Here is a 24,680-nt window from a genome sequence, read left to right as displayed (position 1 = left end):
AGATTTATTTAACTTCGCAATGATACTTAGTTTTTCTGAATCTTTTATGAAAAAAATCACAAATTTAATAATTAAAAAAAAAGATCTTAAAAGTTAAAAATACATGATATAAGTACTATTTAGGTAAAATACAAACCTTAAAATAGTTATTAATCAAAGGTTTATTAAAAATGAGTGAACATAAAGATTTCTTACGTGTTATTGTTGAAGAAGATTTAAAAGAGAATAAATATGAAGAGGTTATTACAAGATTTCCCCCGGAACCTAATGGTTTTCCACATATAGGACATGCTAAATCTATTTATATCAACTTTGGTATTGCAAGGGACTATAATGGTTTTTGTAATCTTAGAATGGATGATACTAACCCAACAACAGAAGATACTAAATATGTTGAAGCATTAAAAGATGCAGTTGAGTGGCTCGGCTTTGAATATAAAGATGAAGTTAAATACACTTCAAACTATTTCCCAAAAATTTATGAATATGCAGTTGAACTTATTAAAATGGGGAAAGCATATGTTGATAGTATTTCAGAAGATGAAATGAAAGAATATAGAGGGAGTGTAACTGAACCAGGACGTAGAAGTGAATTTGCTTCAAGAAGTATAGAAGAAAACCTTGATTTATTTGAAAGAATGAAAAATGGTGAATTTAAAGATGGGGAACATGTATTAAGAGCAAAAATTGATATGTCAGCTTCTAATATGAAAATGAGAGATCCACTGTTATATAGAATAAGACATGCCCATCACTTTAGAACTAAAGATGAATGGTGTATTTATCCTATGTATGACTTTGCTCATTGTTTAAGTGATTATATTGAAGGGGTAACTCACTCTATTTGTACCCTTGAATTTGAAAACAACAGAGATATTTATGATTGGGTTTTAGATGAATTAAATCTTACTCCTCCAAGACCATACCAATATGAGTTTGCTAGACTTGGAATTAATTATACTGTTATGAGTAAAAGAAAACTTCTTGAACTAGTAAATGGAAAATATGTTAATGGGTGGGATGATCCACGGATGCCTACAATTGCCGGATTAAAAAGAAGAGGCTATACTAAAGAATCTATAATCAACTTCTGTGATCAAATAGGTATTGCAAAAGCAAATTCACAGGTTGATGTTTCACAATTAGAGTTTTGTATCAGAGATGATTTAAATACAAAAGCTCCAAGGGTTATGTGTGTATTAGATCCAATTAAAGTAACAATTGAAAATTACGAAAGCACTGAAGATAAAATAGAAGAGATTGATGCATCATATTATCCCCATGATGTACCAAAAGAGGGATCAAGAAAAATACCATTTTCAAAAACAGTTTATATAGAAAGAGAAGACTTTTCTGAAAATCCAGTAAAGGGGTATAATAGATTAACTCCAGATCAAGCAGTTAGATTAAGACATGCTTATATTATCACTTGCAAAGAGATTATAAAAGATGAAAATGGAAATATTATTGAAATAAAAGCAGAATATAATCCAAATTCAAAAAGTGGAAATGATACAAGTGGAATAAAAGTTAAAAGTGCTATTCAATGGGTAGAGGCAAATACTTGTAAAAAAATTGAAGTAAGACTTTATGATAGGTTATATAAAAATGAAGCGCCTGAAAATTTAGATGATTTAAATCCAAATTCATTAACAATAATCAAAGAAGCATTAATTGAACCAGCAGTAATTATTGAAAAAACAGAAGAGAGATTTCAGTTTGAAAGACAAGGGTATTTTTATGCTGATCCTATTGATTATAGTGATGAAACTCCAGTATTTAATAAAATTGTTGGATTAAAAGATTCTTGGGCTAAAAAAACAAAAACACAAGAAAAACCAAAAGAAGAAAATCATAAGAAACAAGAAGTAAAAAAAGAGATTATTCACGGTGAAGCTCAAGCAATGACAGGTACACAACAAGCTTTATTTACTATGTATACAAGTGAACTTGAACTAAATAATGAAGTATCCAATATATTAGCAAGGGATGAAAACCTATCATTTTTCTTTGAAGAGGGACTACTTTTAATCAATAGCCCAACAACTTTAGCAAATATTGTCGCAAATGATATTGCAAAAGAGTTGAAAGATAAAGATGTAGATGAATTAAAATTTACAGCAACTGAAATAGCTGAACTTGTAAAAATGATAGATCAAGAAACTATTTCAACAAAAATTGCAAAACAAGTTTTTGAAGAGATGGTAAAAACTGGTGAAAACCCATCAAAAATAGTAAAAGAAAAAGGTCTTGTGCAAATTAGTAATCCAGAGGTTTTACTTCCAATTATTGATGAAGTAATTAAAAAAAACCCAGAGAATGTTGAAAAATATAAAGGTGGAAACCAAAAACTATTTGGATTTTTTGTTGGTCAAGTTATTAAAGCAACACAAGGAAAAGCAAATCCTAAAATTGTAAATGAACTTGTTACAAAACGATTAAACTCTTAAAGATAAAGAAAAGCTTTTTTAGCTTTTCTTGCCACTTCACAATAAATTTACTAATTTCACTTATAATAAATAAAAATAGGATTAATCATGAATAATGTTGGACTAAAAGAGAAGAGTATAATTTTTTCAATCTTTATTTTTATAATTTATCTTTCATATACACAAATAAATAAAGAAAATCAAAAAAATCAAAAAGAAAAGATTATTAAAGAAGAACCGAAAAAAGTTCAGATAAAAACCTCACATAAAAAAGAGAAATTTAAAAAGATTTTTGTTCCTGCAATTACAAAAGTATATACAAAAAAATATAAATATTTTCAAGAAATAAAAGCTTTAATTGAAACAAACCCTTTAGATGAAAAAATTATAAAACTAAAAGAAAAATATGATTTAGATACAAATGAAGAACTTTTAATAGTTTTAAAACCCCATCCAATAAGTATAGCACTAGCACAAGCTGCAATAGAAAGTGCTTGGGGGACTTCAAGGTTTTTTAAAGAAGCAAATAACATCTTTGGTGTATGGTCTTTTAACAAAAATGAACCAAGAATTGCTGCAAATATAAAAAGAGAAGATGAAACAATATATTTAAAGAAATTCAATACAATTGAAGAAGCAATAAACCAATACTATAATATGCTTTCTACAAAAAAAATATACTTTGATTTTAAGAAAGAAAACTATCATAATACCGATGTTTTAGAGCTTGCTAAAAAACTTGACAAATACTCAGAACAAGGTGAAGTTTATACTGAAAAAATTATATCAGTTTTAAAGTATAACAAGTTTCAAAATTATGATAAACTAATGGATTAAATTTGTTAAATTATTAAGGACTTTAATTGGAAAAAATTATTGTAGGGAGGAAAGAAAAAATCTCTATTCTTAGCCTAGAACTTTTTGAATTAGATGCAAAAGTTGATACTGGTGCAGATTCTAATGCATTGCATTGTGATAATATAAAAATTGATGAGGAAAAAAACCTTGTAACATTTTGTTTACTTGATGAAATTCATCCATCTTACCATGGAAAAACAATCACTTATCCTATTTATAAAATGAAGAAAGTGAAAAGTTCAAATGGACAATTACAAGTAAGGCCATCAATAAAAGTTGAAGTTGAGTTTTTTAAGAAAACTTATAAGAGTGTGATTTCATTAACCAATAGACAAGATATGAAGTTCCCAATGCTTATTGGAAGAAAATTTCTTAATGGTAAGTGTTTAGTTGATGTATCAGAAGAATATTTAAGTGAACAAACTATAAAAAAGGATAAATCTTGTTAGTTTATGTATTATCAAGAAATGAAAATCTTTATTCAACAAGAAGATTAGTTGAAGCAGGATTAAAAAGAGGCTGGGAAATAGAAGTAATAGATTTTTTAAAATGCTCAATAGAGATTATGAAAGGTGAATTATATATTAATTATAAGGGTAAATCTCTATCAAAACCAGATGCAATTATTCCCAGAATTGGAGCAAGTAGAACTTTTTATGGAACAGCTATAGTAAGACACTTTGAAGTTATGGATGTATTTACAACTTCAGGAAGTTTAGCAATAAATAGAAGTAGAGACAAACTAAGAAGTTTACAAGTTCTTTCAAAAAGAGGTGTAGATATGCCTAAAACAGTTTTTGCTTCTAATAAATCAAGCGCAAAAGATGTTATTGCCCTAAGTGGTGGTGCACCATTGGTTTTAAAAATTTTAGAAGGAACTCAAGGTGTAGGTGTAGTTTTAGTTGATAGTGAAAAAGCAGCAAAATCTGTACTTGACGCTTTTTATGGGATGGAAGTTAATTTACTTGTCCAAGAGTTTATAGAAGAAGCAGGAGGAGCTGATATAAGAGCTTTTGTTGTTGATGGAGAAGTTGTTGGAGCCATGAAAAGACAAGGTGCTGAAGGTGATTTTAGATCAAACCTTCACCAAGGTGGAACTGCAACACTACATAAACTAACAAGAAAAGAAAAATCAACTGCACTAGCAGCTGCCAAAGCTATGGGATTAGGTGTATGTGGAGTTGATATGATTCCCTCAAAAAGAGGTCCTTTGGTTATGGAAGTAAACTCTTCACCTGGATTAGAAGGGATAGAAAAGGCAACTCAAATTGATATTGCAAGTAAGGTTATGGATTATATTGAAAAAAATGTAACAACAAGAGATGAAAACAATGAACTTGTTAAAAAAACAACAAGAAAAGCTAAAAAAGATAATATTGGAGTATAAATATTGAATGATGTACTAATTATTGCTGGGGAAGAGATAAAAAAAGGTGAAAATAAAAATATAGATATTGAATTGCCTAGTTTATATAACACTCCATCAACTTTAAGAGTTAATGTCATTAGAGGAAGAAGAAGTGGTCCAACAGTTTTTGTTAGTGCGGCTATTCATGGTGATGAGATTAATGGTATTGAAATAATTAGAAGATTAAAAAAACTAAATGTCTTAAAAAGATTAAAAGGAACATTAATATTAATTCCTGTTGTTAATGTTTATGGCTTAGTAACTTTATCAAGATATCTTCCGGATAGAAGAGATTTGAATAGATCATTTCCTGGAAGCGAAACAGGCTCACTAGCTGGAAGAATTGCAAAAATATTTTTTAAAGAGATAGTGTTAAATTCAGATTTAGGGATTGATTTACACACAGGGGCAATCCATAGATCTAACTTACCACAAGTTAGAACTGATGTAAAAAATGAGTTCACTTATAATTTAGCAAAAGCCTTTGAAGCACCTGTTATTTTACATTCAAGTTTAAGGGATGGTTCTTTAAGATCCCAAGCAATGGAAAAAGGTAAACCAATCTTACTATATGAAGCAGGAGAAGCTCTAAGATTTGATGAAACAAGTATAAGAATTGGTGTAAAAGGTATTGTAAATGTTCTTAGAAAAATGCAGATGCTTTCACAATCAAGTAAAAAAAGTAAAGTACGAATACCTATAATTGCAAAAAAATCAACTTGGACTAGAGCAACTCAAAGTGGTTTGTTAAGATCAGTAAAGTCATTGGGTGATACAGTGGAAAAAGGTGAGATTATTGCATATATAAATGAACCTTTAGAAGATGAAGGGGATACAGTAATCTCTCCTTTTGATGGAATTATTATTGGAAGAAGTGAAATTCCTCTTGTTCAAGAAGGGGATGCAATATTTCACATTGCACAGTTTGATGACCTAGAAAAAGCAGAAAATAAAATAGAGTATTTTAATGAAGAGGTTATTGAAAGAAGTGAATTTCAAGAACTCAATGAAGAACAAATGATTGAATAGGAAAATTATTGACTCAATTTTATGATATTTTAAAACAGCTACTTAGGGTTCCTAGTGTAGTTGGTGCCGAACATCCTTTTTTTATCTACTTAAAAAGGGAATTAGAAGAGTTAGAATTAGAAGTTGAATTTTATGATGGTTTATTAGTTGCAAAAGGTTCAAAGCCTAATTCAGGATATTTATCAGCACATGCTGATAGACATGGACTTGTTTGTACAGGGAAAGATGAGTTTCAATATGCTGCATTTTTAGCCAAAAATCAAACAAATATAAAAGAGCAGTCAATACAAGCAGATGAGTTGTTAAAAAACTTCACAAAAAGATTTTTAGATGAAAAAGTTCAAGCTTATGAGCCATATAGTGGTAGTTACATGGGAATGGGAACTATTAAAGAAACTTATCTTTGTGAAAGAAGAGAAAATATACTTTTTAAAATAGATGGATTAAGTCATATTCATCCAGGAACTCCAATTGCTTTTATGGATAAACTATCTATTAAAGAAGATACTATATATGCGCAAATAGATAATACAATTAGTGTTGCATCTATATTATATCTTTATCAAAAAGGCTATGAAGGAACTGCATTTTTTACTGCAAGTGAAGAGGCTGGTATGAGCTGGATTTATCTACTTGATTATTTTAAAAAATATGATTTAAGCACAAATGAATTATTGGTTTTGGATACAAGTCCATATAAAACAAAAGAGGAAATTGACCTTTTAGATATTGTCTTAAGAAATAGAGATCAAAATGGATATTTCAAATCGCCCCTAAAACAAAAAATCAAAAAAATAGCCATTGAAAGAGGAATAAAATACCACTATAAAGATGAATATTTAAAAAGTTTACACAATCAAAATAACCCAGATAATACAAAAGCCAAACTTGGTATTACAGAGCTTGGTAGAATAATAAAAGCCTCTAAGGGAAAAATTCAAGGTACAACTTTACAAATCCCAACGATTGGTTACCATACCTCAAATGAAACAGCAAATAAAAAATCAATCAAACTTTTTATTGAAGTTTTAAAAGAGGTTTATAATTTATAGTCCTCTTTTAAATTTTTTTATTTAAAATCATTTTCATAAATAAATTCAGATATCTCTTCTAATGTTTTTTTATCAAAAGCTAATTCTGGCATAAGCTCATATTTATCTATGGCATCCATCATCAAAGAGGTATTAGCATCTGGTTTCAAAACCCAGTTACTCATATACTCTACAAAATCTTTTTTTTGGGGAAAAGCTTGTATATATCTATGTTTTATCTCTTGAATTGTGGGTGCTGATTTATTTAAATTATCAAGGCTATGGCAAGTTATACAATTACCGTTAAATAACAACTGTTTATAATTACAAAAACTACTTGTAAAAATGAAAGATAAAATTAAAAAATATTTCATATCAATCTAAATCTTTAATCCACTCATGAAAACTTGCATCACTTGGCATTCGCCAATCTGCTCTTGGACTTAAACTAATAGTTCCCACCTTTACACCATCAGGCATAGCATTTCTTTTAAACTGTTGAGTAAAAAATCTTTTTACAAAAATATCAAACCATTTTTTTATCTCTTCTTCTGAATACTCATCAAAGGCTTCATTGGCTAAAAACAATATTTTTGAAGGCTTTGCTCCATATCTTATAAAATGATATAAAAAGAAATCATGAAGTTCATATGGTCCAATTATGCTTTCAGTCTCCTGCGAAATTTTATCACTATCATGGGGTAAAAGCTCAGGTGAAATTGGTGTATTTAAAATATCTATTAAAACATCTTTTATATCTTCCATATAAGTAAAATACTCAACTAAATATGAAATTAAAGTTTTTGGAATTCCACTATTAAGTGAGTACATACTCATATGATCACCATTATAAGTGCACCAACCAAGTGCTATCTCACTTAAATCTCCTGTTCCAATTACTATTGCACCCTCTTTGTTTGCTAAGTTCATAAGTATAGCTGTTCTAGCCCGTGCTTGAACATTTTCATAGGTTACATCATGGATATTTTTATCATGCCCTATAGCTTCAAACTCTTTTAAACTAACATCACTAATTGGTATCTCTTTTATACTTACACCTAAAGCTTCACAAAGTTTTATTGCATTTGATTTTGTTCTACTAGTTGTACCAAAACCAGGCATAGTAATAGCTATAATACCTTTTACATCTAAATCTAAAATCTCAAAAGCTTTATATGTAGCAAGTAAGGCTAAAGTTGAGTCTAAACCACCTGAGATACCAATTACAACTTTTTTACAATTGATATGACTTAATCTTTTTATTAAACCATGAGCTTGAATATTTGTAATCTCTTCACAAACCTCTTTTTTAATCTTTTCATCACTTGGCACAAAAGGATGTTTATCTATATATCTATTTAATTTTGAGATTCTAACCGTTGATACAAATTTTATTACTCTAACATCACTTGGGATACTATCTCCAAAATAAGACTCATGGTTTCTAAGCCAAATAAGTTTCTCTAAATCAACATCTGCTCTAATTGTTTGATTCTCTAGGGAAAATCTTTCACTTTTTGCTAAAACTGAACCATACTCACAAATTAGTGCATCTCCACTAAAAATAGTGTCAGAACTTGATTCCCCTACTCCACTTGAGCTATAAACATAAGCACAAACCAATCTAGCACTTTGAGTTTTAACTAACTCTTGTCTATATGAAGATTTTCCAACAAGTTCATTTGAAGCAGATAGATTAAAAATCATATTTGCACCATTTATTGCCATTTGATTTGATGGAGGTAAAATTGACCATAAGTCTTCACATACTTCTATTCCAAAGGTGATGTCATTTTCATCAGAAAATAGTAAATCTACTCCAAAGGGTATTTCTTGAGAAAGCAATTTCAATGTCTTTAATTTTAAACGAAGACCTGATTGAAAATACCTTTTTTCATAAAACTCATTTTTATTAGGAAGGTAGCTTTTAGGAACTATTCCTAATATTTTTCCATTTTGAATAACTGCCGCACAATTATATAATCTGTGCTCAAAAGAAACAAATATCCCTACAATTGCAATAGTTGAAATACCAATAGATTTTTTTACTAATTTTTCTAAGGCACTATTTTGAGATTCAAGTAAGTTTTGATTTAAAAAAAGATCACCTACTGTGTATCCTGTAATACATAGTTCAGGGAAAAGTACAATTGAAGTTTCATTTTCTGATTCTTGTTTAAAAATATCAATAATCTCTTCAATATTTTTACTACTGTTTGCAATTTGAACCTTTGGGACACTAGCAGCAATTCTATAAAAACCATACATTTTAATTACTCTTTTCTTTTATTTTATAAATATGATTATAGCCTTAGTTATTTTAATTAACGTAAAATCAATTATATTGGGCAAATTATTCTTTAAATTATCTAGGTTTTAACTTTAAGAGAGACTTAATGTTTATTATATATAATATTATTCGAACAAATGTTCGTATAAAGTTGGTGGAGATTATTTTACTAGTACTCCTTAAATTATATTAAGTATATTTCCCATTAACTTTTCATTTTAGGGTTGCTTTTTATAGTTTTTCATATGGTTATCAAACTCTTTGCAATCCTAATTTCTAGAATTTAAGGGCATAAATGAATAACAATAAGTCTTATCTGATTATTATATTATCAATACTATCAGCTATAGCACCTATTTCTATTGCCACATACCTTCCTTCTATGCCTACAATGGCGGAACACTACAAGGTTAATATATCTGACATAGAATTGAGTTTATCTATTTTTATGTTTGGATTTTCATTAGGACAGATTTTTGGAGGACCCTTTTCAGATGCAAAAGGAAGAAGATTTTCTTCACTTGTTGGTCTTTTAGGTTACTCATTTTTTAGTTTTTTAATTACATTTTCAACATCAGTTAATGAATTATGGATATATAGATTTTTTGAAGCATTTTTTGGTGGTTTAATTATAGTTAATGCAGCTGCAATTATTAGAGATTTATACAAAGGAAAAGAAGCAGCTAAATATTTCTCCATTTTAGGAAGTTTAAGAACAATAGTTCCTATGTTAGCCCCTGCCCTTGGAGCTTTGATTTTATTTTTCTTTACTTGGGAAAAAATATTTGTCTTTTTAGGACTTTATTCTATGTTAGTTGCTTTTTTAATATTTAAAGATTTTCAAGAAACATATACTTACTCTAAAAAAAATATTATTCAATCATATTTAATTGTTTTATCCAATAAAAAAGCGATGACAATGATGTTTGTTCTTGCACTAGGATTTTCTGGTATGTTTTCTATTGTCACAAAATCATCATTTATATACATCGAATACTTAGGTCTAAGTGTCAATCAATTTGCTTTTTTTCAAGGTTTAAATTTTGTATTTTTTATGTTAATTGCTGCACTAAATGTAAAATTTTTAAATTATTTCAAACCAAAAAAAATACTTCAATTTGCTGTTTTATCACAAATTATACTCGCATTTTTATTTTTAATCTTAAATCAACATATAGGATTTATCTTAGTAATATTTTTCATTGTCACATATATCTCTATGAATGGTTTGATTTATGGAAATGCAACAGCACTTATTATGGAAAACTTTCCACAAAATGCAGGAGTAGCTTCTGCTTTAATTGGAGTTTTACAATATGGAACTGCTTCAATTATCTCATCAATAATTGTAAGTTTTCATTCAAATAGCTTAATTTCTGTAGCACTTGGAATGTTAGTTATTTCAAGTGTTGCATTTTTAGTACTAAGAAAATATTAATTTAAAGAAAGGATAAAAAATGGAATATAGATATATAGGAACAAGTGGACTTAGGGTTACTCCAATTTGTTTAGGAACAATGACATTTGGAAGAATGGCATCAAAAGAAGAAGCATTTAGAATCATGGATAAAGCATATGAGGCAGGTATTAACTTTTTTGATAATGCAGAGATGTATCCTGTACCTCCACGAGCTGATTTAGTTGGTTTATCTGAAGAGATTATGGGTGAATGGATGCAAAGTAAACCTAGAGAATCTTTAATTGTAGCAACAAAGGTTGCAGGTGCAGCTAATGGAAGATTCGCTGCACCTGTTAGACATGGATTAACAGCTATTGATAGATTTCATATTGAAAGAGGGATTGAAGGAACTTTAAAAAGACTAAAAACAGATTATATAGATCTTTATCAAGTTCATTGGCCTGATACAGTTGTACCATTAGAAGAATCAATGGAAGCAATGGATAGATTAGTTAAAGCTGGAAAAGTTAGATATATAGGCACTAGTAATGACTCAGCATATGGGCTAACAAAAGCAAATGAGATTTCTAAATATAATAAATACGCTAGATTTCAATCTATTCAAAATAATTTTTCATTAAATGAGCCTAGATTTTTTGATGAACTAGCACATGTTTGTAGAAAAGAAAAAATTTCACTTCTTCCATATTCACCACTTGCAGGTGGGGTTTTAACTGGAAAATATCAAGATAGAACTTTGCCTGAAGGTTCTAGATTTAATGAATATAAATCTTTAAATCTTCCAAGATTGGAAGCAATGAGAAATAGATTTATAAATGAAAAAACTCTAACTACAACTGAAAGATATATGCAAATTGCAAAAGAACATGGTATGAATGTTACAACTTTAGCAGCTGCTTGGAGTAAACAATGGGATTTTGTTGCAAGTACAATTATTGGAGTTAGAACTGCCGAACAATTAGATGATATCTTGCCAGCTTTAGAACTTACATTAAGTGATGAAATAATGGATGCTTGTAAAAAAGTACAAGAAGAGATTTTATATCCAATGGGATAAAAAATAAAAAGGATAGCTATTAAGCTATCTTTTTTTAATAATGTTGAAGTAACTTAATAGCTTCAGATGTTTCTTTTGCAGCTTCAATTAAAAGAGGTAATACCTTTTTCTTCAATGTTTCTATATTTTTATAACTTATGTGGGAACCTATATTCATGGCTCCTATCATCTTATTTTCTCTATTATAAATTGGTGCAGCAATTGAAAGAAGTCCATCTTCAATCTCTTCTTCAACAATTTGATACCCTTGATTTTTTTCATCAAGTAGTTTTTTATATAAAATATCAGGTTCTCTAATACTTTTTGATGTGTACTCTTTATAAGGTAATTTTAAAAGATAATTATATAGTTCTTTTTCATCCATATGAGACATAAATAATCTTCCTGTTGCAGTATAAGCTGCTGGAAGTCTAGAACCAACATGAATACCCTCATTTAAAATTCTTGTTGCAGGTACTCTCATAATACAAATAACATTTTGCCCATCTAAAATTGAAATAGAACACGACAAGCTACATTCTTCAACTACTCTTTTAATATTTTTATATGCAATATCTGTCCATGGTAAAGAAGCAAAATAGCTATACCCTAACTCTATTACTTTAGGAGTTAAAGAAAAAAAGTTATCATTGTGTGAAACATAACCTAAAGATTGTAAAGTTAAAAGAAGTCTTCTAGCACTAGCTCTTGTTATATCAACTTTCTTTGCAACATCAGAAAGGGTCATATTTGTATTCTCATGATCAAAAGCTTTTATTACACTAAGACCTTTAATAAAAGCTGTTACTATCTCTTTATTATCAATTTCATTTTCTACGTTTGAAGTCATTACTTTATTTTTTTTCCTTGGCAATTAAAATTCCTCCTGAAATAATAGCTAAAATTCCTATGATTCCCAAATAGCTAGGAAAATCATCACCTAAAATAAGTCCAATTATTAATGAAAATATAATTACAGAATAACCCGTAGCTCCTATAATACCAGCTCGAGTTACTCCATATGCTTTAGTCATATATATCTGTCCTACTGATGCGGTAAGTCCAATACCACCAATCAAAACCCACTCAAAAGTATTTGGTAATACAAACTCCCCCATCATAAAATCAAAAAAATCACTATGGTAATTTATTGACAATAACATAGAGACTAAAGGAACAATTGTACCTATACCCATAAAACTTAAAACAATCACTCTAGTATCATAATATTTTCTAAGTTCTCTAATACTTGTGAAGGCTAAAGCAGCACATACAGCATTTAAAATACCAAAAATATGTGCCTTTTCAAAAACCAAACCATCAGGATTCATAACCATAAACATGCCACTAAATCCCAATAAAATTGCAATCCAGCCTTTGGGTCCAATTTTTTCTTTTAAAAACCACATTGCAAAAATTGCAGTAAAAATAGGAGACATTCTAGAATATGTAACAGCATCAGCTAGTGAAATATTTGCAATATTATAAAAAAAACTTAACATGGCAATAAGACCAATAGCAGCTCTAAAAAAAAGTAAAAATGGCTTTCCACCTGTTTGTTTTAAAGGTAATTTAAAAAATGTTAACAGTACAATACAAATACCAATAAAGTTTCTAAAAAAAACTATCTCAATTGTGGGTAGACTTTCTGCTAAAACTTTAGCCATAGCACTCATTAAAGCTAAACAAATTGAAGATATCAACATAAATAATACACCTTGATTTATTTGTTTAAGCACTGAGAAACCTTTAAAATTTTAGGAATTATATTTGTTTTTTACTTAATATGTTATTATTACGCACAAAAGTTCGCTTTTATATTAAAAAGGTTACAAATGGAAATATGGAAAAAAAATCTTACAATCGATGAAATAAATGAATTCAGTAAAAACACAGCTGCTGAAAGTTTAGGGATTATAGTTACTGATTTGACAAAAAATAGTTTAGAAGGACAAATGCCAGTTAATGAGAAAACTTGCCAACCTAGAGGTCTTTTACATGGAGGTGCATCTGCACTAATGATTGAGACTTTAGGAAGTCTTGCTGGATATTTAGCCGCACCAAAAAATGATGCCATTGTTGGCATGGAAATAAATGCAAACCATATTACAGGGGTAAAAAAAGGAAACTTTGTAAAAGGGATTGCCTCAGCTTTACATATAGGTAAAACAACTCATGTATGGGAAGTTAAGATTTATGAAAATGGCACAAATAAACTTGCTTGTGCGGGAAGAATAACCCTCGCAGTAATTAAAGAAAAGATATAAAGAAAATTTAATTTTCTTCATATCTTCCTAATATTAAAAAAGAACTTAATGTTAAAACCAAAATACTTATTGCTAAAATAAAAAAATCTTCACTTTTAAAACTTAATACAATAGCAGAAACTAAAGCTGCCATCCCAAACTGAAGAACACCTGCAACTGAAGAAGCAACACCTGCATTTTTAGAAAAAGAGTTCATAGCTAAAGCCAAAGAATTACCAAAAATAAATGCCATTAAACCAGTATAACTTATAAGGTAAACCATTGTTTCTATTAAAGTTATATCTTTATAATTTAATAAAAAAAGTATGCAAATAAAAGTTTGAATTAAAAGTGTTATTTTCATGATTTTTAAAATCTTAAAATGTTTTAATAATGTGATATTAAATTTTGTTAATAACATCAGTGCTACAAAATGAGAACTAAAATAAAAAGGGAAAAAATCTGTTGAAATACCAAAAGATTCTATATAAATAAAAGATGCCTTTGAGATAAAAACAAAAATACCTGAAAAACTCAATCCCAATACAAACATTGAGATCATAGCTTTCTTGTTTGATAAAACTAAATAAAATGAATTCAAAATATTTTGTTTTTCATAGACTTTTGTATTATCTAAATATTTTTGAACGATAAATAAAATGATAAGAGGATAAATTGTTAAAAATATAAAAACCCCTTTCCATGGAAAGAAATGAATTATAAAAGCACCAATTGCAGGAGCAATTAAAGGAGCTACACTTCTAACTGTACCTATTATCGAAAAAACTTTTGCTGCTTCATTCCCTTTAAACTTATCCCTTACAACAGCTGAAGAGTTTACTAAAACAATACCACCAAAAAATGACTCAAAAAATCTATAAATCCAAATTTCATAAATTGAATGACTAAATATGATTAAGAAACTAAAAAAAGAGAATCCTATTAAACCATAAATAGAACTACTTCTTCTTCCATAATTATCTGAAATTACTCCACCAAAGATTTGTCCCACTGATAAACCTATTAAAAAAATAGCTAAAGATAGTTCAACTTCTTCAAGTGATACACCATATGTAGAAGCAATATCTGGGATAGAAGGAATATATGTATCAATACCCATTGGACCTAGTGAGGCTAAAAGTGCTAATAATATAGCTAGATTAACGTGATTTGATAGCTTGAACAAAATTTATTGCTTTAAGGAAGTTAGCATTTTTAGGAAATATATTAGCCTAAATAAAGCTAATAATTTCCACCTATGTAATAACTCACTTCCACTCAAAAGATATCCCTGTTTTAATCAATCTAAAACAATTAATGCATCAAGAGCAAAAACACCTTGGGCTTTTGCAACTAAAGGATTAATTTCTACTTCAGAAATTCTTTCATTTGATACTATTAAATCAGCAATTTTAGTTACTGTTTGTGCAATTGCTTTAATATCTACAGATTCAGCACCTCTTGCACCTTTTAATAATGCAGCTGATTTTAAAGATGAAATTTCATCAACGATTGCATCAACACCTAAATCAGGAGTAATTAAACATACATCTTTTAAAACTTCTATCCAAATACCTCCAAGACCAACAAGAACTACTACACCCCATTGTTCATCTCTTCTAGCACCAATTACAATTTCAGCACCTAAATTAGCCATACCTTCAATTAAGATACCATCTAGTTTAATCCCTGTAGATTCAATATCAGTCATCATTTTATTAAAGGCAACTCTTAATTCATCATCACTTTTAATATTTAAAACAACTCCACCCGCATCAGTTTTATGTGCCAATTGTGCAGATTGAGCTTTTAAAACTACAGGATATGATAATTCATTTGCAATTTTGATAGCTTCATCTTCATCTTTTGCTAAAGCACCCTTTGGAATAGGAATATCAAGTTTTTCTAAAATCTCTTTTGACTTATATTCAGGTACATTGCCCGAATCAAGTTGTGAAATCATATCAATTTTGATAATCTCATTTTCTCTTCTTTGCTTAGCTTTATTTCTACTAAGTTTGTCAACATTTGATAAAGCTTTTACTGCACTTTCCATTGATTTACCTAGTACTACACCATTATCTTGAGCTAATGTCATAAACTCTGGCTCATAAATATTTGATTCATCTAAAGGTACATAAATAGCAGGTTTTTCTGGATGTTTTTTCATACTATCAATAAAACCATTTAAAAATATACTTTTTGTAGCAATATCTTGGTCAGTTGGTAAAACAACTAAGGTAGAGCCAATCTTAGGTTCTGTTAATAAAAGATCTAGCCCTTTACCAACAAGCTCCGGTTCACGTGCTGCTTCAACACCCACGTCAAATGGGTTTCTAGCAGGTAAATATTCAGGAATAATATCTTTTAATTTTTCTTCAATATTACTTGATAATGTAGCCATAACTAAATTACAATCTTCAAATTGGTCAGTTGCTATTGCACATACCGCACCTGAATGTGTTAATAAACCTACTTCTCCACTTACAGGTTTTGGAAATCTAAGTAATACTTCACTTAAAGTAATTAATTCATCTAAAGAGTTAACCATAGCAACTCCAGCATTAACAAGTTTTGTTTCCATAAGAGTATAATCACCTGTTAAAGAACCTGTGTGTGATTGTGTGATACTTCTTGAGGCTTCACTTCTTCCTGAGTGCATTAAAATTACATTTTTATTAACAGCATTAGCTCTTTTAACAGCAGCTAGTAAATTTTGTGGATTTTTAATCTCTTCAGCATAAATTGCAATTGCTCCAGTGTATTCATCCTCAATAAAGAAATCAATTAAATTAGATAATTCAATATCTGCTTGATTTCCAATTGTTACAGAATAACTTGTAGGAACTGCTCTTTTACCTAATGATTGTCCAATAAATAAACCGATTCCACCACTTTGAGTAATAATTGCAACTCCTTTTGAACCATTCTTATCAAATGGAACTTGCTTTGGTAAATCAATTAATACAAGATGAAAATTGTTAACATAGTTAAAATAACCAATACAATTTGGTCCAATTAATCTAATGTTATTTTCATAGGCATATTTACCAATTTTATCTTGTAAAGCGTGACCTTCCTCACCTAATTCTGCAAAACCAGCACTCATACAAACAACAGTTTTAACATCTATAGATTTTAGATTAACTATTGCATCATAAACACTTGCTGCAGGAATTGCTAAAATTCCTAAGTCAATACTTTTTGGTAAATCATTAAGGTTTGTCTTAATCTCAATACCATCAATATCTCCACTGTTTCTACCAAGTAAATTTATCTCACCTTCATAACCATTTAGTTTTAAAGTTTTAATAATATTTCTTGCACTAGAACCAGGTTTTGCAGAGGCTCCTAAGATTACAATTGATTTTGGATTTAGTAATGAAGAGATAGATTCAACTGTCTCTTCATTAGTTCTTTTTATTGCTTTATTCAATTTAAAAACCTTAATCCAAAATTAAAATGGATAATGGTGATTACCTAAAGCTTCAACAGTAACCCATTTAAGTTCAGTCATCTCTTCAATAGAGAAGTGCCCACCTTCTCTACCCATACCACTATCTTTAACTCCACCAAATGGGATATGAGCTTCATCCATAATTGTAGGTCCATTAATATGAACCATACCAGCTTCAATCTCCTCAGATAGTTTTAAAGCATTACCAATATCATTAGTTACAACTGCAGAACTTAATCCATAATTTGTCATGTTTGCAACTTCAACTGCTTCTTCAACAGTTTTTACTTTTATAATTGCAGCAACAGGACCAAATGCTTCATCATGATAAACTTTCATTTCTGATGTTACATCAGAAATTACTGTTGGCTCATAAAAACAACCAGAGTGTGAATTACCACATAAAACTTTTGCACCCTTTGAAACTGCATCATTTACTAATCCATCAATAAAGCTACATTGTGCTTCTTCAATCAGTGGACCAACAACAGTTGTAGGTAAACTTGGATCAGAAGCTTTAATTCCAGAAATTTTAGCTGCAAATTTTTCTGCAAATTTATCAAAAATCTCTTCTTGAACAATGATTTTAGAACCGGCCATACAAATTTGACCTTGGTGCATGAAAATACTAAATGCAGCAGTATCAACAGCATAGTCAACATCTGCATCATTTAAGATAATCATTGGAGATTTTCCACCAAGTTCAACTGTAAATTTAGTAAGATTTGCAGCTGCACTTGAAGCAATTAATTTACCAGTTGCAGTTGAACCTGTAAATGTAATCATTTTAACTCTTTTATCAGTTTGGAAAGTTTCACCTAAAACTGAACTTGAACAAGGAATTACATTAAATACTCCATCAGGAAGTCCAGCTTCTTTAAATATTTCACCAAATACTAAACCTGTAATTGCAGTATTACTTGAAGGTTTTAATACAAAAGTATTACCAGCAGCTATTGCAAATGCAAACTTTTTAGATGATAAAATCATTGGTGCATTAAATGGAGCAATACCAGCAATAACACCCAATGGTCTTCTAACACTATAAGATAACATACCCGTTTCATTTGAAGTATGCGTATATCCAGCTACTCTTCTACATTCACCAGCAGCAACTCTAAAGATATCAGCTACTAAACCAATTTCAAACATAGATTTACCAAAAGCTGAACCTGTTTCAGTAATTAAAATTTCTCTAATTTCTTCAGTTCTACTTTCAAAAATATCAGCAGCTTTTAATAAAATTGCTTCTCTTTCCCTTGGAGTTGTATTTGCCCAAGATTTTGATGCTTTATGAGCTGCATCGATTGCAGACTCAATATCTTCTGCACTTGCCATATGAACCTTCGCAAAAACCTTACCTGTAGAAGGAGAGATATCATCAACTATAGTATTTGATGATGAAGGAACATCTTGACCATTTATAAATAATTTATATTCTTTTTTCATTTTTAATACCTTATTGTTTTGCGATAGATTCTCTAACTGCATCTACGATTTTTTGTCCATCAATACCTTTACCTTTCATTTCAGAAACCCATTTTTGAACAGTTCTTTCACCTGCTGCATCAAATTTTGCTGTTTCTTCTTCACTTAAAGTAACGATTTCACCACCAGATTTAACTTGTAATGCTTTTCCAATTGCTTCAAAATCATCTGCTAATTTTGCAAATTTAGCAATTTGTTTTTTTCCTGTTGTAGCAGCTAAAACATCTTTTAACTCTTGAGATAAGCTATTATATTTTTCTTTATTCATTAGTAGTAAAAGTACAGAACCACCAAATCCTCCACCACCTTTGATTTCAGTAGTGTATTTAGTTAATTGTTGAAATTTAAATGCTGGGAAAATTTCCATTGGTAAAGCTGCACCATCAACTGCACCTTTTGATAAAGCTTGAGGAGCCGCTGGTAAAGGCATTCCCACTGGTTCTGCACCTAATTCTTGAATATACCAAGCACCAGTTCTAGATGGAGATCTTAATTTTAATCCTTTAGCTGCATCGATTGAATCAACTTTTTTGCTAACTGTACTTAATTGATAAGGCCCAGCCATCGCAATAACAAGTGGATGTACATCAGTATAATCATCTTTTAATAAATCAAAATTTTCTTTAGCTGCAAGTGCTGTTTTTAAACTTGAGTTTGTATGCACTGTTGGTAATTCTAAAACTTCTGTTCTAGGGAAAACACCTGGTGTATAACCTGCAACTGTATAAATAATATCAGCAACACCATCTCTTGCTTGTTTATATAATTCATTTGGTTTACCACCCATACTCATAGATGGGAACATTTCGATTTTAATTTTACCCTTTGAAAGTTTTTCAACTTCTGCTACCCAAGGTTCTAAAAGTTTAGCATAGGGAGGTGCTTTTGGGCTTAAAAATGTATGCATTGTAAGAACTGTTTGCTTTTCTGCACCCCATAATGAGCTTACTAATAACATTGACCCAGCTAAACCTAATGTTGCTTTTTTAACTAACTTATTCATAATTGTCTTTCCCTTTTGTAATATATTTACCTACTGATTATAACGTCCCACCATAGCAAATAAATAACATTAATAACAATTTTTTATCTTTCGATATCTTTGTTATAAGCACCTAAACCTGGCTTATAAGTTTTCTCATAAATAAATTGTTTAATTCCTTCTTTTCTACCTGTATCATCAAAGTAGTTTGCAGCTTCTTGTGCTCTTACTAAATACTCTTCAGCATTTTGATATGTCATTTCAGAAACTTTTCTAACTGCTTGTTTAGTAGCATGTAAAGCAACTGGGTTTTTATCTTTTAATACATTACAAACTTCAGTAACTCTACCTTTAAGTTTATCTGCATCACAAGCTTCATTAACTAATCCCCATTGTGCAGCTTTTTCACCATCTACATTTTCACCCATCATTGAATGATACATAGCATCTCTGAAACTTAATAATTCAACTGCAACTTTAGTTGCACCTCCACCTGGTAAAATTCCCCAGTTAATTTCACTTAAACCAAACTGTGCATCTTTAGATGCAAATGCTAAATCACAAGCGAATAATGGTCCATATGCACCACCAAAACACCATCCATTTACCATTGCAATTGTTGGTTTATAAAAATCTCTTAGTCTTTTCCACCATCCATAAGCTTCTCTTTGAGCTTGTCTAATTGCACCTAGACCTTTTGCTTCATTTTCAACAAAATACTCTTTTAAGTCCATACCAGCACTAAATGCCGTACCTTCACCTGTTAAAACAAGAACAGAAACATTATCGTCATACTCTAATTCATCAAGAATTTCCATCATTCTTCTATTAACAGCTGGACTCATACAATTTCTTTTATCTGGTCTATTATAAGAAACCCATGCGATTCCATCAATAACTTCATACTTTACAACATCTTTTTCACTACTCATCTATTTTTCCTTTTATTAATTTATTTTTTATTTATTTAATTTGCCAATCATGTGCAAATGCTTCTGGTTTAACATCCTTGATTAAAGAACTATTACCATATTGTGCATCATCACCTACTTCTTTAAGAAATCTTCTTAAATTTTCTGTAGAAGATAAACCTTTTAATACCTGAATACCCTCAATTTCAACTTTTAGTATTTCAGAATATAAAGCTGCAATTGATTGTTGAGACTTATCTAGTTTTGATGCATGTGCACAAAGAGCAAGCATCCCCACAAGAAGTTCAATTTTTTTACCCAATCTATGGATTGGAACCTGTGCACCAGTTTGTTCTAATTGATAGTACAAACTCATACCAAGGTAAAGCCATTTACATTTTCGCAAGTTTCTTTCTGCATATTGAACATATGGCTTTAAATCTGCTGGAATTTCGTCATATCTTGATTTCATTTCTACAGGAACTAATCTTCCTAATAAATGTGGAATCTCTTTTAAACCATTTCCTATAATCCAAGAGATTAATTTATAAAACCCTGGTTTAGCAAGTAGTTTTAAAGTTGCAGTTGTACATCTTCCTGGATATTTCATGAAAGTTTTTAAATCAATTTTTAAGATTCTCTCTTCTTTAGAAACTGGTTCACCATTGATCATATTTGCTTCTTGTAAAACACTTAACATACTTGCAACATTGTCTTTTGTAAAATTAGAAGTGATATCTTTAATCATACCCATCAAAATAAGATCATTTTCACCTTCAACAATTCCAAACACATGAATATTTGCTCTTGCTTCTGTAACCCTTGAACTTCTATCAAAACTTCTTCCACCAATAACTCTTTCACAAGAGATTAGTGATTCTAAAGCTGAACTTGCAGCAAAAGATTTTGAGATATCTCTTAAGCCAGCTAAATCCACTCCATTTTTATCTTGATTCAAAGAAAGGTGAGATAATGCTTGTGAGGTTAACGCTCCACCTAACATTTTCCCAATTCGTAGACGCGGTAATTCATGTTTAATAATAGGTCCACCAACACCTAATCTTTTAATTGCATAATTAACAGAATCTGATGCCATCATTCTTTGATAACCTGCACACATAGCAGTTAACATACATCTACCCATTCTTAAGCAATAAAATAAAACCTCTACCCCATCGGCTTTGATTTCATTTTCTACTGGAATTGGGAAGTTTGAGAAAGTAATTCTTGTGTTATAAATTGATTTAAAAGCATCAGAATTTGAAGAAACAATATTAAAACTATACTCATCATTTGAAATATCACCCTCTGGAAGTTCAATGATAAATAAACCAATTTTTTTACCACCTTTACCAATTCTTGCTGCAATTGCCATAATCCCACCATAAATTGCACTAGTGATATAGTGTTTATTTGCAGCCCCTTCAGCAAACAATCTGTAACAATTATTCTCTTCATCTTTTTCAACATAGGCTTGTATTTTTTTAGCATTTACACCAACACCAACTTCTGTTAATGCAAAAGAAGTGATTCTTCCCTCTGAAATCATTGGTAAGAATGTAGACTTTTGTCTATCATCTCCATATCCAAGTAATGAACTTGAACCAATTGTAAGTTGTCCTGAAATTTCAACTGCTAATGCCCCAATTCCATTTGCAGCTAAAGATTCTTCCATGATTGCTAATTGATTGTAGTTTAAACCTAAACCATTATATTCAGCTGGAACAGTAAACCCATAAGCATTTTTCTTAGATACTTCTTCCCTTAAAGTATTTGATAATTTTCCATCTGCTTCAAAAGCTTGTCCACTTTCTAATAAATTTAATGCAGTTTCTAAAATCTCATCAGCTTCTTTTGTTTTTGCATTTTGCATTGCAGTTGAACCTGCTGAAATTTCAGATAAATCTGGCTGTGGTCCATAAATTAATCTTTCAACTAAACTTGATTTTGTAACATTTAGTTTTTTCATTGCATCAGACATTGCGGAATCTAAAGCACCTACATCTTGAGCTTGTACATGATCACCTGCAGCAGCTAATGCTTCTGTTGCAGCTGATTGTCCATTTTTCCCCATTCTCCGTCCTTTTCATTAGTGTTTCTTTTTATATATTGTCAGTTTAACAACAAAAAACTTAAATTTATCTTACTAGTAAAGTACTTTTAAATGAATTGTAAAATATTTTTAAGATACTTATATTTTTTATAGAAGATTAATTTAAGTTTTGCTATTCTTTTGCTATGGATAAAAAAGAATTAGAATTAAGAATCGAACGGGTTAGAGAAAAAAAGCCCGAAATTTACAATGATGTTTTGACTGTTGTAGTCCCTTTTTATATGTTTCAAAATGATTTAAGAGAAGGTATTACAAAAATACAAGAGACTAGATATAATATTACAAACAGTGAAATTGATGTAATGAGATGTTTGTATTTATCAAAAAATGATGATGATACATTAAGCCCAACAAAAATATACAATAAATTAATGTTTACATCTGGTGCTATTACTAAAGTATTAAAGAAACTTGAAGATAGAGGTTATGTTGTTAGAATAGAAAATAAATTTGATAAAAGAAGTAAACTTGTTAAATTAACAGAAGAAGGTGCAAAGGTTTGTAAAGCTTGTTTTTCAGATATGCTTGCATATGAAGAAGAAAGATTTTCAAAGCTAACTAAAGAAGAAAGAGAACAATATAAAGAATTAACTTTAAAATTATTAGGCAATTAGTAAAATAGTTTTTCTATTTTTTTAAAAGAGAGTATATGACTACAACCCTACCAAACTATATATTTGAAAATATAGATAAGTATCAAATAATAAATGATGAACAAATAATTGTATCTAAATCATCTAACTTAAAAAAAGAAAGAATGTTTTTACGAAATAGTATGCATGTGGTGATACTTCTTGTAAATGGTGGAAAGATATTACATCTAAAAAATGAAGATATAAAAATTAATACTTCAAAAATACTTTACCTTAGCCAAGGGAACTATTTCATGAGCGAATTAGTAGGCGATAAAAATAGTTTTGAATCAATATTAGTTTTTTTTGATGATGACATGGTTTTAGATTTTATTAAAAAGTACAATATTAAAATTGAAACTAGCGTGCAAAGGGAATATTTAAATTTACAAAGAAATGAATTTATTAGTTCTTGTATTGAAAATATAAACCAATATTTTAAAACAAATATCGATAATAGTATTGAATTAGTTAAACTAAAACTAGACGAGCTTTTTTTGTATTCACTTTCACAAGATAAAGCAAATTTTTCACAGTTTTTAAATGCAATAATAAATACAAAAGCATTTCGAACAAAATTTATACTTGAATCTAACCTTGATATAATAAATAGTGTTGATGATATGTGTAAAATAACAAGAATAAGCTCTAAAGCTTTAAGAAAAGAGATGTTAAGACTTTATAATCAAAACCCAAAAGAGTGGCTTGACTCTCAAAGACTTTTAAAAGCACAAGAACTTTTAAAAAATACAAAAGACAGTATCTCTGATATTTCTACTTCTTGTGGTTATTCTAGTGTTTCTTGGTTTATAAGTCAGTTTAAAAAATACTATAATACTACCCCTTTACTTTATAGGGCACAAAACTTATAAAAAAAGGTATATTTCTTATACTTCTAAATCCCAATTTCTCGTATAATCTTCTTGATATTAGTTTAAGGAGAAAATAAAATGAAAAGTGAAAGATATAATAAAGGCTGGGAAAAATTAAAAGAAGTAGATGGAAGTGCAGGAGAAAAGGTAATAGAGTCTTTAAAAGATATTGCCCCAGAGTTTGCTGATTTACTTATAGAATTTCCTTTTGGAGATATTTATAGTAGAGAAAACTTAGATCTAAAATCAAGGGAAATAGCAACAGTTGCTGCACTTACAGTTATGGGAAATGCAACACCCCAATTAAAAGTACATATAAGCGCAGCATTAAATGTTGGATGTAGTAAAGAAGAGATAATTGAAATTATAATGCAGATGGCGGTATATGGAGGCTTCCCTTGTGCTTTAAATGGATTATTTGCTGCAAAAGAAGTATTTAATGAAAGTAGTAATTAAAATGGGATTATAAGGAGTTTTA

22 protein-coding genes are annotated in these 24,680 nt (G+C 29.7%); 12 read left to right on the top strand and 10 right to left on the bottom strand.

What is annotated here, in order from left to right; translation table 11 throughout:
• The first annotated feature begins 170 nt into the window (after positions 1-170).
• The 6 genes from AC2TY9_RS09255 to AC2TY9_RS09230 all read left to right on the top strand — a co-directional run bounded on the left by AC2TY9_RS09255 (position 171) and on the right by AC2TY9_RS09230 (position 6,776).
• Positions 171-2,450, top strand: coding sequence for a glutamine--tRNA ligase/YqeY domain fusion protein (locus AC2TY9_RS09255; protein WP_489777156.1), 2,280 nt, complete (start codon positions 171-173; stop codon positions 2,448-2,450).
• A gap of 87 nt (positions 2,451-2,537) precedes the next feature.
• Positions 2,538-3,266 (top strand): glucosaminidase domain-containing protein, encoded by a 729-nt coding sequence (locus tag AC2TY9_RS09250; protein ID WP_489777155.1) that lies wholly within the window; start codon positions 2,538-2,540, stop codon positions 3,264-3,266.
• A gap of 26 nt (positions 3,267-3,292) precedes the next feature.
• Positions 3,293-3,736, top strand: a complete 444-nt coding sequence (locus tag AC2TY9_RS09245; protein WP_489777154.1) for an ATP-dependent zinc protease family protein — start codon at positions 3,293-3,295, stop codon at positions 3,734-3,736.
• Positions 3,730-4,674 (top strand): 30S ribosomal protein S6--L-glutamate ligase, encoded by a 945-nt coding sequence (gene rimK, locus AC2TY9_RS09240; RefSeq protein ID WP_489777153.1) that lies wholly within the window; start codon positions 3,730-3,732, stop codon positions 4,672-4,674. Before AC2TY9_RS09245 ends, rimK begins: the two co-directional genes overlap by 7 nt.
• A 3-nt stretch (positions 4,675-4,677) precedes the next feature.
• Positions 4,678-5,724: a succinylglutamate desuccinylase/aspartoacylase family protein gene (locus AC2TY9_RS09235; protein ID WP_489777152.1), complete on the top strand. Its 1,047-nt coding sequence runs from the start codon at positions 4,678-4,680 to the stop codon at positions 5,722-5,724.
• An 8-nt stretch (positions 5,725-5,732) separates the two neighbouring features.
• Positions 5,733-6,776, top strand: coding sequence for a zinc-binding metallopeptidase family protein (locus AC2TY9_RS09230; RefSeq protein WP_489777151.1), 1,044 nt, complete (start codon positions 5,733-5,735; stop codon positions 6,774-6,776).
• Positions 6,777-6,793: 17 nt separating this feature from the next.
• Here AC2TY9_RS09230 and AC2TY9_RS09225 read toward each other — a convergent pair whose 3' ends face one another.
• Positions 6,794-7,129: a cytochrome C gene (locus tag AC2TY9_RS09225; protein ID WP_489777150.1), complete on the bottom strand. Its 336-nt coding sequence runs from the start codon at positions 7,127-7,129 to the stop codon at positions 6,794-6,796.
• A gap of 1 nt (position 7,130) precedes the next feature.
• The gene (locus tag AC2TY9_RS09220; RefSeq protein WP_489777149.1) at positions 7,131-9,023 is read right to left on the bottom strand and encodes an NAD(+) synthase; all 1,893 of its coding nucleotides are present in this window, start codon (positions 9,021-9,023) and stop codon (positions 7,131-7,133) included.
• 317 nt (positions 9,024-9,340) lie between these two features.
• On the opposite strand from AC2TY9_RS09220, the gene AC2TY9_RS09215 reads away from it, so the two are divergent.
• Positions 9,341-10,483: a multidrug effflux MFS transporter gene (locus AC2TY9_RS09215; protein ID WP_489777148.1), complete on the top strand. Its 1,143-nt coding sequence runs from the start codon at positions 9,341-9,343 to the stop codon at positions 10,481-10,483.
• 19 nt (positions 10,484-10,502) lie between these two features.
• Positions 10,503-11,522: an aldo/keto reductase gene (locus AC2TY9_RS09210; RefSeq protein WP_489777147.1), complete on the top strand. Its 1,020-nt coding sequence runs from the start codon at positions 10,503-10,505 to the stop codon at positions 11,520-11,522.
• Positions 11,523-11,556: 34 nt separating this feature from the next.
• Here AC2TY9_RS09210 and AC2TY9_RS09205 read toward each other — a convergent pair whose 3' ends face one another.
• Both AC2TY9_RS09205 and AC2TY9_RS09200 read right to left on the bottom strand, forming a co-directional pair.
• Positions 11,557-12,375, bottom strand: a complete 819-nt coding sequence (locus AC2TY9_RS09205) for an IclR family transcriptional regulator domain-containing protein (RefSeq protein ID WP_489777146.1) — start codon at positions 12,373-12,375, stop codon at positions 11,557-11,559.
• Positions 12,356-13,240 carry a DMT family transporter gene (locus AC2TY9_RS09200; protein WP_489777145.1) on the bottom strand — a complete coding sequence of 295 codons (885 nt, stop codon included), beginning with the start codon at positions 13,238-13,240 and terminating at the stop codon, positions 12,356-12,358. The genes AC2TY9_RS09205 and AC2TY9_RS09200 overlap by 20 nt, the downstream gene beginning before the upstream one ends.
• A gap of 96 nt (positions 13,241-13,336) precedes the next feature.
• Here AC2TY9_RS09200 and AC2TY9_RS09195 point away from each other — a divergent pair, with 96 nt between their 5' ends.
• The gene (locus AC2TY9_RS09195; protein ID WP_489777144.1) at positions 13,337-13,768 is read left to right on the top strand and encodes a hotdog fold thioesterase; all 432 of its coding nucleotides are present in this window, start codon (positions 13,337-13,339) and stop codon (positions 13,766-13,768) included.
• 7 nt (positions 13,769-13,775) lie between these two features.
• Here the strand turns inward: AC2TY9_RS09195 and AC2TY9_RS09190 are convergent, their stop codons facing one another.
• From AC2TY9_RS09190 to AC2TY9_RS09165, 6 genes are all read right to left on the bottom strand, one after another.
• On the bottom strand, positions 13,776-14,933 hold the full coding sequence (locus tag AC2TY9_RS09190) for a Bcr/CflA family efflux MFS transporter (protein WP_489777142.1): 1,158 nt from the start codon (positions 14,931-14,933) through the stop codon (positions 13,776-13,778).
• Between the two features lie 114 nt (positions 14,934-15,047).
• Positions 15,048-17,183: an acetate--CoA ligase family protein gene (locus tag AC2TY9_RS09185; RefSeq protein ID WP_489777141.1), complete on the bottom strand. Its 2,136-nt coding sequence runs from the start codon at positions 17,181-17,183 to the stop codon at positions 15,048-15,050.
• A gap of 21 nt (positions 17,184-17,204) precedes the next feature.
• Complete coding sequence (locus AC2TY9_RS09180; RefSeq protein ID WP_489777139.1) at positions 17,205-18,653, bottom strand: aldehyde dehydrogenase family protein; 1,449 nt, start codon at positions 18,651-18,653, stop codon at positions 17,205-17,207.
• A 10-nt stretch (positions 18,654-18,663) separates the two neighbouring features.
• The gene (locus AC2TY9_RS09175; RefSeq protein ID WP_489777137.1) at positions 18,664-19,695 is read right to left on the bottom strand and encodes a TRAP transporter substrate-binding protein; all 1,032 of its coding nucleotides are present in this window, start codon (positions 19,693-19,695) and stop codon (positions 18,664-18,666) included.
• Between the two features lie 83 nt (positions 19,696-19,778).
• A complete protein-coding gene (locus AC2TY9_RS09170; RefSeq protein ID WP_489777135.1) occupies positions 19,779-20,606 on the bottom strand; it encodes a p-hydroxycinnamoyl CoA hydratase/lyase in 828 nt (275 codons plus the stop codon).
• 31 nt (positions 20,607-20,637) lie between these two features.
• Positions 20,638-22,659, bottom strand: a complete 2,022-nt coding sequence (locus AC2TY9_RS09165) for an acyl-CoA dehydrogenase family protein (protein ID WP_489777133.1) — start codon at positions 22,657-22,659, stop codon at positions 20,638-20,640.
• 164 nt (positions 22,660-22,823) lie between these two features.
• On the opposite strand from AC2TY9_RS09165, the gene AC2TY9_RS09160 reads away from it, so the two are divergent.
• From AC2TY9_RS09160 to AC2TY9_RS09150, 3 genes are all read left to right on the top strand, one after another.
• On the top strand, positions 22,824-23,312 hold the full coding sequence (locus tag AC2TY9_RS09160) for a MarR family transcriptional regulator (RefSeq protein WP_489777131.1): 489 nt from the start codon (positions 22,824-22,826) through the stop codon (positions 23,310-23,312).
• A 35-nt stretch (positions 23,313-23,347) separates the two neighbouring features.
• Positions 23,348-24,202, top strand: a complete 855-nt coding sequence (locus tag AC2TY9_RS09155; RefSeq protein WP_489777129.1) for a helix-turn-helix domain-containing protein — start codon at positions 23,348-23,350, stop codon at positions 24,200-24,202.
• Positions 24,203-24,280: 78 nt separating this feature from the next.
• Entirely contained in the window at positions 24,281-24,658 is a 378-nt protein-coding gene (locus tag AC2TY9_RS09150; protein ID WP_489777127.1) for a carboxymuconolactone decarboxylase family protein, read from the top strand.
• Positions 24,659-24,680 lie beyond the last annotated feature (22 nt).

Source organism: Arcobacter sp. ISO1, from assembly GCF_058105185.1.
The sequence above is the reverse complement of the archived record's forward strand: the minus strand, read 5'-3'. Positions and strand labels throughout refer to the sequence as shown.